This window comes from Embleya sp. NPDC050493 (genome assembly GCF_044458105.1).
Lineage (GTDB): Bacteria > Actinomycetota > Actinomycetes > Streptomycetales > Streptomycetaceae > Embleya.
The window spans coordinates 405,786-415,634 of record NZ_JBITHP010000005.1; the positions used below are offsets into that span (position 1 = coordinate 405,786).

General features: G+C 68.7%; 6 protein-coding genes. 2 read left to right on the forward strand and 4 right to left on the reverse strand.

All coding sequences use genetic code 11. The features are described 5' to 3' along the window. The first annotated feature begins 184 nt into the window (after window positions 1-184). Window positions 185-445, forward strand: a complete 261-nt coding sequence (locus ACIBM5_RS13850; protein ID WP_396007102.1) for a hypothetical protein — start codon at window positions 185-187, stop codon at window positions 443-445. Between the two features lie 33 nt (window positions 446-478). Here the strand turns inward: ACIBM5_RS13850 and ACIBM5_RS13855 are convergent, their stop codons facing one another. Next, window positions 479-4,300 carry a protein NO VEIN domain-containing protein gene (locus ACIBM5_RS13855; RefSeq protein ID WP_396007027.1) on the reverse strand — a complete coding sequence of 1,274 codons (3,822 nt, stop codon included), beginning with the start codon at window positions 4,298-4,300 and terminating at the stop codon, window positions 479-481. Between the two features lie 71 nt (window positions 4,301-4,371). Next, complete coding sequence (locus tag ACIBM5_RS13860) at window positions 4,372-5,901, reverse strand: sacsin N-terminal ATP-binding-like domain-containing protein (protein ID WP_396007028.1); 1,530 nt, start codon at window positions 5,899-5,901, stop codon at window positions 4,372-4,374. A 699-nt stretch (window positions 5,902-6,600) separates the two neighbouring features. Here ACIBM5_RS13860 and ACIBM5_RS13865 point away from each other — a divergent pair. Further along, entirely contained in the window at window positions 6,601-6,828 is a 228-nt protein-coding gene (locus tag ACIBM5_RS13865; RefSeq protein WP_396007029.1) for a hypothetical protein, read from the forward strand. 46 nt (window positions 6,829-6,874) lie between these two features. Here ACIBM5_RS13865 and ACIBM5_RS13870 read toward each other — a convergent pair whose 3' ends face one another. Together ACIBM5_RS13870 and ACIBM5_RS13875 are read right to left on the reverse strand one after the other, a co-directional pair. Next, a complete protein-coding gene (locus tag ACIBM5_RS13870; RefSeq protein WP_396007030.1) occupies window positions 6,875-7,750 on the reverse strand; it encodes an HNH endonuclease in 876 nt (291 codons plus the stop codon). Between the two features lie 261 nt (window positions 7,751-8,011). After that, window positions 8,012-9,184, reverse strand: a complete 1,173-nt coding sequence (locus ACIBM5_RS13875; protein WP_396007031.1) for an IS110 family transposase — start codon at window positions 9,182-9,184, stop codon at window positions 8,012-8,014. Window positions 9,185-9,849 lie beyond the last annotated feature (665 nt).

Here is a 9,849-nt window from a genome sequence, read left to right on the forward strand (position 1 = left end):
CCCTGCGTCCGCCGTCCGCGCCCCGGGAGCGACGCCCCGACACTCTACGTCCGGCCGCCGACCGTCCGACGGATCGCCAGATGTGGCCCGATGATGCGGTGTCCGCCACCGCAGAGACGCTGGCCTTCCACCTGGAGTACTCCACCAACCCGTGCGCCCCCGCACCATCGAGTCCTCGTTCCAGATGGACGCGGTGCTCCTGCCGCATGTCCTGTGGGCCGACAATCTCGAACGGGCCCGCGTCATCAAAATCGACGTCGAGGGCGCCGAAGCGTCGCTGATGCGAGGCTTCGCCCCTGTCCTGGGCCGACTGCGGGCCGACGTCGAGCTCGTCATCGAGGTGACCTACCTACCTCCTCTTGGCCAAGCAGAGCCAGGACATCGTGGAGGTCCTCGGTCCGCTGCGCGAGCACGGCTTTCACCTCTACAAGCTGACCAACGATAATCTTCTCCCGACGCGTCCACCCCCCTGGTTCGGTCACAGTAGGTACGAGAAGCGCAGTGCCCCGCCCTCCTCGCGGTAGCGGCCCCGGCCGCGCTTCCCGTAGGGGTTGGGGAGCATCTGGATGGCCACCTTGTGTGGAGTGAGGGCGTGGGTGACCACTAAGAGGCGCCAGCGGTCGTTGCCCGCGTGCTGGCGGGCCGCGCGGACCTCGCTCTCTCCCAGCTCGAAGCGGCCGCCTTCGCCTCCGGTCGCCTTCACCTCGAATAGGTGGGACCGGTTGCCGGAGCCGACCCGGAAGTCGAAGCCGAGGCCGTCGTCGCCGGACGGGCCGGGGAAGGCTTTACGGCGGTTGCTCGACACCCAGCCGGTCTCGTCCATGCGGTCCGGGTAGCGCACACACAGCAACTGGTATGCGTACCACTCGCCCACGTACCCGATGGCCTCCCGCTGGGCCGTGGTCAGCCCGCTGTCCATGCTGCCCCCGTAGCGCCGCCCGTGCGCGCGACCGGTGGCCTGGGTGCGCCTGGTCCGGGGACGGGGGTCCGTGAAGCGGAGCGGCCCGGCGGCGGTGATGCCCGGAGCCGAGCCGCTCTGCAGGACCCGGTCGAGTTCGCGGGTGAGGGCGGTGAAGTCGCCGGTGTACACGTCGAAGTCGCGGCCGCCGACGGAGATCGACCGCCGTTTGCGCTCTCGTTCGCGGCGCTCGTGTTCCGCCGCGTTGCGCACCCGATCCAGGTCGGCCTCGGACAGCCCGTGCCGTTCGGGATCCGTCGCCACCGCCATCCCGTCGGGCCACTGGCCGAGGGCTGCCAGCCAGCCGACGACGTCGGTGGGGGACAGGGGTCGGAAGTCCAGCGCGCCTGTGGCCTCCAGCCGCGCGGTGACCTCCTCGGCGGGCTCGGCTCCGGTCAGGGCCGCGGGCAACGGGTGTCCGGCCGCCCTGACCAGGACCGCGAGGTCGGCGGCCAGGCCGGTGATCGTACGGAGGTTCGCGCCGCGTACCTGGTCGGGAGCGGGCAGACGTTCGCCTGACCGGGGCACCGGGCGGCGCAGGCGCAGCGCCAGTTGCTCCTCGACGTGCGCCTCCAGGCTCCCCGTGTCGGCCGTATCCACGGTGTACGCCCATGCCTCCGGCGCGGTGATCCAGTCCAGGGCCCGGACCGAGGGCCAGTCGGGCATCGGACGGCGCGCGTCGAAGTCCTCCAGCACCGCCCAACGCAGCCGGTTGACGAGTTCCTTCTTGCGCAGGTCCAGGTAGGTGCGGAGTGCCTCCTCGTGCTCGTCGGCGTGGCTGACCGTTTCCAGCGGCGGGCTCATCGCGCGCAGCGTGTCGTTCAGCTCGGCGAATCCGATGCCCAGGTCGCGCCGCAGTTCGTCCGTACCGCGGGCCACGCGGGCCCTGGCGATGAACACGGATACGGGGACCGGGAGCTCGGCGGCGTACTCCTCGAGGTGAGCCTGGAACTCCCGGGTGTCGCCCGGCGGCGGCAGGAACAGCGAGTCCGCCGCCTCCGTACCGAGCAGGTGGACGAGGAAGGGCCGGCAGCGCTCCAGGACCACACCGATGGCCCCGTCGATCCGGCGGCTCGTTTCCTCGACCTGGTGGACCGTGACTTCCAGGGCGTCGGCGAGCTCCTCCTGGCCCGGGTCACGCAGGTCGGCGTGGCGGTCGCCGAGCTGGTGGGCGGCGAGGCGCAGCCGGTTGCCGAACTCCCGCCGTCCCAGCAGCTCGGCGACCGCCACCACGATGCGGGTGGTCTCGGGCCAGCCCGGCTCGCCTGCCGGGGCGAGGACGAGCGGATGCTTCGGATCGGGCAGCGGCAGTACTCCGCCGAGGCGGCCCGGCAACGTCACAGATCGGTCGTCCAGCTCGATGTCCCAGGAGCGGTAGCGGTGCAGACGTACGGTCCGGAGAAGGGACGTCAGCTCGCTCAGCTCGGCTTCGCTCGCCCGGGGGCCGCTCGCCAGATGGTCGGAGAGGACACCCACGGCCAGCGTCAGCCAGGGCAACTGCTGGACCAGTGGTTCTCCGATGGTCGCGGGGTCTACCCGTGCGCTGTCCACGGTCACCTTGAACGTCAGGTCATTGGTGTGCCGGACGGTGGTGGGGCGTTCGGCCGCCAGCATCTCGGCGGCCTTCGCCGAGATATAGGGAAGGGTGAGTAGGGGGCGCGCCATCTCCCGTACCAGCAGGGCCTTCAGGCCGTCGCGTTCACCGCTGACGTAGAGCACGGTCCCCGCATCACCATCGCCATCGCTCTCCCCGCGGTCCAGGGCGGACAGCGGTACGCTGATCAGCTGGTCCCCGGACTCGGCGAGCAGACTGGCGCCGTCGGGCAGTGCGGGATGGGGCCGCTGCACGAGGTGCCTCCAGGCGCGTTCGTTGGCGCGCTGCGCTGCGGGCCGGTCCTCGGCCCGCAGCGCGCCTTCCGCCGCGAGCCGTCCCAACGCGGCGATGATGCGGTCGCTGTCCCGGGGGTCGTCCCAGGTCGGCAGCCGCATCTCCCGCAGGCGGTCGCCCGCCTTCCCGCGTTCCAGGAGGTGGCGCAGCCGATGGTCGACAGTCGGCGCGTATGAGGGCTCCTCCTCCAGCCCGGACGGGCAGTGCCACGCGTCGGCCGGCCGGACGAACCGGACGGCCCGGTCGCGGCTCCGCACCGGAAGCCACGGCTGCTCCCGGACGAACGCGCCGAGCGGGGTCGGGAGCCGATTCCTGTCCGGGGAACTCTGGCTGCCGGCACTGGTCCAGACGCTGGTGAACCTCTCGTCATTCCAGCTGGCCAGGCCGTGCAGGACGAGCCGTGCGTACGCCAGCCGGGCCTCTTGGCCGAGGCGTCCAACGACGTCTTGGCCGGGGAGCCGCCAGGCGGGCGTTCCCTGGTACGGCGTCCGGGGGTAGTTGGCGTCGGACCAGTAGCGGACGTACGGCTCCCACTGCTCCTGCACCTCGGCAGACACCTTCGCCATGCGGACCAACTGCCGAGCGGTGAGGTTTTGGCCTTGGTCTACCTGGCTCAAGGCGTCGGAGGACCTGACCGGGACCAGCCCGTCGGTCACCCCGGCCTCCAAAAGGAACGCCTGCCATTCCTCAGAGGTCTCGCCCCGCTTGGCGAACTCCTCGGGCCCGACGAGGAGGCGTTCGGAGATCGCCTTGAGGCTCTTCGACACGTCCTGCCCGGCGGCGACCACCGCAGCCAGGTCTTCACCGACCGACGCGCGGCCCCAACCCCGGCCGAAGACGGCGCGGCTCGCCCTGATCAGCCGGCCGTTCGCCGACGGTACGTACAATCCGAGCGAGGAGATCTCCGTCCCGCCCAGCGACCGCTGCGGCTGCCACAAACGGAAGACGAACCGCAGGGTCTGGAGTCGCAGTCGGAGATTGGTGCTCGCGCTGAGCGCCCGCCGCACGTGGTCCAGCAGGCCCCTCATGTCGTACGGCCGGACGAGCTCCTCCTGCTCGAGGAAGGCGCGGGCAGTCCGGCCGCGCGTACGCTCGCTGCGGTCCTTCCAGACCAGCTCGGGGTGCAGGGAGAACAACCGCTTGCCGAGCAGGGCTGGGACGGACGGGGCCTCGGTCGCGCTCGCCTCCGTACTCACCGGCTGGAAAAATGCCTCGTGGCGGGTACCCTGACCGCTCGACTTGCCCTCTGTACGTGTACTTGTGCCCATACCCGCCCTGTCGCGGGGACGGTTGGCGTGCCGCAGTGTGCAGTCCTCCGCGAGCAGCAACTGCCTGCCATGCAGGACGTACCCGTCGACCTCGAAGAGGGCGGCCAGGTCCTCATACAGCGCGCTCCACAGCTCGGGGGACTCACCGGACCGGGGGAGGGGAAGGCCCCCGACGATCCGTTCCACGTACTCGGCGAGGATCTTCGGGCCCGGCTCCCACGGGCACGCGAGGGCCTTACACAGGCTGGCAAGCCGTTTCAGCCGGTCACACCGATATCGGGGTCCGCCACCACGATCCCGGCCTCGTGTGCGCGGTGCGCCGTGAGAACGGTCAGGTCGAGGTCCGGCCACAGGACCGCGCCCCGGGGCGGGGCCCAGCCCGCCTCCGGTGGGGCGCCGTCCGCGGTCAGGACGGGCACTAGCGGTACGTCGGCGAGCTCGCTCCCGTGCACGCGCAGAGCCGCCGCGCGGAGCCGCCCCGCCGAGCCCTTCTCACTCTCCCAGCTCACCAGGTCCACGGCCAGCTGCCGCATGGACGACTCGGGCACGGTACGCAGTACCGCAGCGGCTACCAGACAGGTCTCGGCGACCGCGTCGAGCAGCACCACGTTGAGGGGGTTGCCGGAGGGAAACCCGGTGCGGTCGAACTTGGTGAAGAACGGGGCGTTCACGTGCCCCAGGAACGGCGCGGCCTGGTCCTCGCCCATCGGCAGGAAGGTGTAGATCTGCCCGCGTCGCGGCCGGCGCGGGGCGGGCAGCGGGAGTGCGATCTCGACGACGGCGGACCGCTTCCACTCCTGCCACGTGTCGTCGAGGAGCCCGGAACCCACGGCCTCGGCGAGCGTGCTGTTCAGCCGCTCCTTCTCCACAGTGCCCCGGACTACGAGATAAGTGCCGGACGGCCCCAGGTTCACGGTCGCGCAGGACACGGGAGGCCCGTGCCAGGTGCCGTCCTGCGCCACCGCGAAGCGCTTCTCGGAACGAGTCAGCTCGTACCGCTCGTGCGGCTCTTGGTGGTCCTCCAACTCGCCCGCCTCGCCACCGGCGGCGCGCCGTTCCAGCGTCAGGCCAGCGAGCCGGTCGAGGAACAGCATCACGGGCACCTTCGCCCCCGCGAGCTCGCGCATCCGCAGCCGAACCTCGGTACGGGCGGCCTCGCTCAGCAAGGGCAGCCGGACGATGGTTACGTACCCCTGGACGGCGAATTGCCGGCAGATCGCGGGCACATCGTCCACTGGCAGAGGGGCCTGGAGCGGCGGATACTTGGCAGCCACCTCGTGGGCGTTGTCCTCACCGGCGAGGAACTTCTCCACGTCGGCCTTCTGCGCGAAGCGGAAGCAGTACCCGTCCATTTCGGGGCCAAGCGGACTGTCGGGGTCTGCGCTGTAAATCTCGGGAGCGTTGCTGATCAGCAGGATGCTGCGGAACCCGACGCCTTTGTTCCCGATGCCCTCGCCGACCTCCTTCGAACTCTGCGCAAGCTCGCAGACCCGCTCGACGTCCCGCCACGTGAAGGGCGTGCCCCCGTTGGCGACGTACAACGTCCCCCACTCGCCCTCCGCCTCATCCAGCAGGACGTGGACCCGCCCGTCGCGGCGGTCCCTCGGATGCGCGTCGTAGCCGTTCTGTAGCAACTCGAAGAGCGAGCGTCCGGCGTACTCTCGCGCGCTCGTGTACGATACGGCGTTCACCTGCCGTGCCATGCGCAGGACTTGCTCCGACCGGGCCCCTTCCAGTACGGATTGGCCGTACTCCCGCAACTGCTCGGCCCGGGCGTTCCTCGCCATGGTTCTCCCCTCACCTCAGCGGGATGAGGACGGTATCCCGCCGCACTGACATCAGGGGCGTGAGGAACCACCGTGTGGAGCGTGGCTCGGAGCTGAGCTTGATGCTTTGGTCCGCCGTCGAACGGGGCTCGAACTTGTTCAGGTTCTTCCTGTTCACGGCGTGTCCGTGAGGCCGGGGCCTGATCCTGCGCGCAGAGCTTGGCGCGGCGAGTGGGGGCCGGATCGTGGAACGGATCGAGCACGGGGTTCAACGAGACGCGTTCGCGGTGGTGACGGCATTGCGGACCGAGTTGTACGTCTGCCTGCATTCGCGCAGCGATGCCCAGCCGGGCGGATGTGATCCGTATATGACCGCCCCATCTCAACCAACCCATTTCGGGTGCTTGGTCGTGTTCGGAGCGGGACGTGCGTATTCGTGGGCGAGGATGCCCATAGTAAGGAACTGTCATCGTCCTCTCCCGAACCGATCCCCCGCCCGACATCGTTGACTTCGGGTGCGACGTCAAGCAGATCGAGGATTGCCTTGTGGCAGACGTCCGCCAATTCGGCTAGCGGACGTTTGATGCCTGCGGCATCATCGGAGACGGAACGATTCGCGCGTGATCCCAATAGAGCCCCCTGCGTCTCTTGCGGCGAACGCCCGACGTCCGGCGCAGAGTTACCCGAACTCGACAGATGGAAAGCCTTTGGAGACCCCTAATGCGTCGGTACGCCAGCCGCCAATATGCGCTCCTGGCAAGCGGTTTCGGCATCCAGCTGGCGGTCAGACGCATCGGCCAGTTTAAGGACAATGCGCTCGCTGAGTCGTTCTTCGCCGGCTTCAAGTTTGGTGTGGAAGCGGATCGGCCTGGCCGAGCCGGGCCGCGGCTCATACGGAACATGCTCGAGTACGTCGAGGCGCCGGCGGCGATCCAGTGCGGGGACTGACCGGGAAAGGCGTGCTCGCGGTTCCGGCGCCGGCGCGGCTGTGATGCTACGGCTTCGGCCACCTGCGTTTGAGCACGGACGGGTCGATGTCCGGGTGGGTGTCCAGGCCGAAGGAAGCGCGGTGAAAGCGGAGATGATCGCGGTCGATCGTGTGTCCGTCTTTCAGCGAGAGGGTGGCCTCCCAGACCCCGTCTGCGGAGTCGCGGACGCACAGGTCGTCATCGATGTAGATCCCTCCGCTGTCGAACTCGCGGTGGCAGAAGGCGCACAGGCAGAGGATGTTCGATTCGTGATCGGGTCCGCGGTACTTGAGCGCCCGGATGTGCGCGCCATCGGATGTGCTGCCGGTGATGGTCCGCATGGTGCTGTCGCAGATCTGGCAGGCGTTTGCGTAGTGGTGTTTGATCCGTTCGGACCGGGTGGCCACTCGCTGAAGACGCTTGCCCCGGACGATGATGTGCTTCACCGGGCCGCGTGGGACGGGGACTTGACCGAGCGCCGTTGGGTCAAGGGGTTGTGAGACTGCGAGGGGCAGCGAGGCCTTTGTGAGGCGGGCTTGGGCAAGCATGCCCTCGGTATCGGCGAGGAACTCGCGGAGGACGACCCCTACGAGTCCGCCGATTCGCATCTGCACGTTGTCCTGCGGGTAGTCCGGGTGCGCGGTGCAAAAGTCGGAGGTCTTGCGGGAGACCCCGCCGTTGTTGCGGAAGTCAGAGCGGCGGCCCTCACGCGGATGGATCGTGGCCGCTCTCAACAGGGTTGAGAGCTCGACTACTTGCGGATGCTTGGGGCTCAGGCGCCGCCAGCCGTTCTCGACGTGGATCGCGCAGGCGAGAATCAGTTCCTCGCGAGTCCAAGCCCAGGCTCTTGCCTTGGTCGACTTCGGTACGACGCTGCCATCCGGTGTCACCGACCCACTCATCACACCATGACGATATTCGATGTGGGCAACGAGTTTGACGGGGCGTCAGGGACCTCGACCGTGCATCGCCGGGAGTTCGTGGTATCCGCTCCTTGGGCGACCTGAGCGTTACCTACCGTGGTTGCTTCGACGGGCGGTGAGGCTCCGAGAAGCCCATGCATGAAGCATGACTTGCTTGTCACCGACGGCCCACAGTCGTCCCGACAGTCCGCGCGGGCGCGTGGTCGACGTCGCGGGCTGGTGTGTCGAAAGACGAGACTCTCACCGGGGCTGGTACGGCCGGCGGTCGTGGAGGATGGCCCATAGGACGTCGACGCGGCGGCGGGCGAGGGCGAGGACGGCCTGGGTGTGACGCTTGCCTTCGGTTCGTTTGCGGTCGTAGTAGGTTTTCGAGGCGGGGCAGCAGCCGATGCTGATGCGTGCGGATTGGAAGAAGACGCGTTGTAGGGGTCGGTTGTAGTTGTGGGGGCGGCGGCGTACACCGGATACCCGGCCGCTGTCGTGCGGTACCGGGGCGAGGCCGGCGTAGGCGGCGAGGCTTCCGGCGTTGGGGAAGCGGGTGAGGTCGCCGCCGGTGGCGGCGACGAAGTGGGCGCCCAGGACGTCGCCGATGCCGGGCATGCTGGTGATCAACGCGGCGTCGGGATGGGTGTGGAACCGTGCGGTTATCCGGTGTTCGACCTCGCGGACGCGCCGAGGCAACGCGAGTGCCTCGTGGGCGAGTTCGGTGATGAGGGTGGCCGTGAGTTCTTCTCCTGGGACGATCACGTGTTGACGGTGGGCGGCGGTCAGTGCGCGTTCCGCCAGTGGTTCCGCGCGGGGGATGTGTCGTCGTCGCAGCCACGCTGCCAAACGACGCTGGCCGATCCTTCGTAGGGCCGTCGGTGTGGGGTAGATGCCCAGCAGGATCAGTGGTCCTTGGAGGCGGACTTCGAGTGCCCGGTCGAGGGCCGGTGCGATGGTGCTGAGGTGGCTGCGGATGCGGTTGCAGACGCGTGTGCGGTCGCAGACCAGGTCGGTGCGTCGCGCGGTCAGCAGCGCGAGGTCGACCGCGATCGCGTCCGGTGGGGACAGGATCCGCAGGTCGCGGCGCACTCTGGCCTGGTCGGCGAGGATCGCCGCGTCGCGGGCGTCGGACTTGCCCTCACCGGGATAGGAGCCCGCGGCATTGTGCATGAATCTCCCGGGGAGGTAAAAGAGTTGATGGCCGCGGTCGTGGAGCAACGTCCGCAGCAGGTCGGTCGGACCGTCGGGCAGGTCCACGATCCATACGGGATCGACGCCCAACGCCGTTACGTCCGCGATCAACGCCCGCAGGTCGGCTTCGTCGTTGGCCAATCGACGTGTCAACAGCGTGTTTCCGCGATTGTCGATCGCGACGCAGTGATGGTGAGTCCCGCCGATGTCCACTCCGACCCAGATCCCGGCCACCACGCACCTCCCCTCCGAGGAAGAAGTACCGAGGGGCACCGCGAGGGTGGCCGACCGCGTATCCACGCCGGCGATCCGATCCACACATCCCAATCGGCGATGAGCCACCCACGAACACTTCGGACGGTCCTATCGCGCAAAGCCATCACAGCGGCACGTGCGTGCGAGCGATATCCGAAGAACGGAACCCGATCGGCACGTTACGAACCGAGCTTCGAGTTCGTCACCATTACGACGGCGCGACCACCCGAAAGGCTGGTCCCGCGCCCCCTTCACGACGTGATGCGCTCCGGAAGAACCCCGGGGCGCATCACGGAAACCTCCGACCAGCGCACTCATTTGCATGCGCGGCGCGTGCACGGCCGTTCCGGCACTCGCCGACATTCGGCGGTGCCGGCATCCGATTTTGGGGCATCAGACGGATTCAAAACGGGACACAGCGTCCCTCTGTGACACCCCCCGTCACCATTCCTTCGGCTCTTACAAAGCAGGGGTCGACAGTTCGAGTCTGTCTGTGCCCACCGGACCCGATGCACGGCTCGGAACACAAAAGAGGCGGGGGGGGGGGGGGGTGGGGGGGGGGGGCCCCCCCCCGCGGCGCGGGGGGGGGTGGTTGCGGGGTGGGGTGGGGGGGGGGGTGTGTTGGGTGGGGTTTGATAATTTGTATA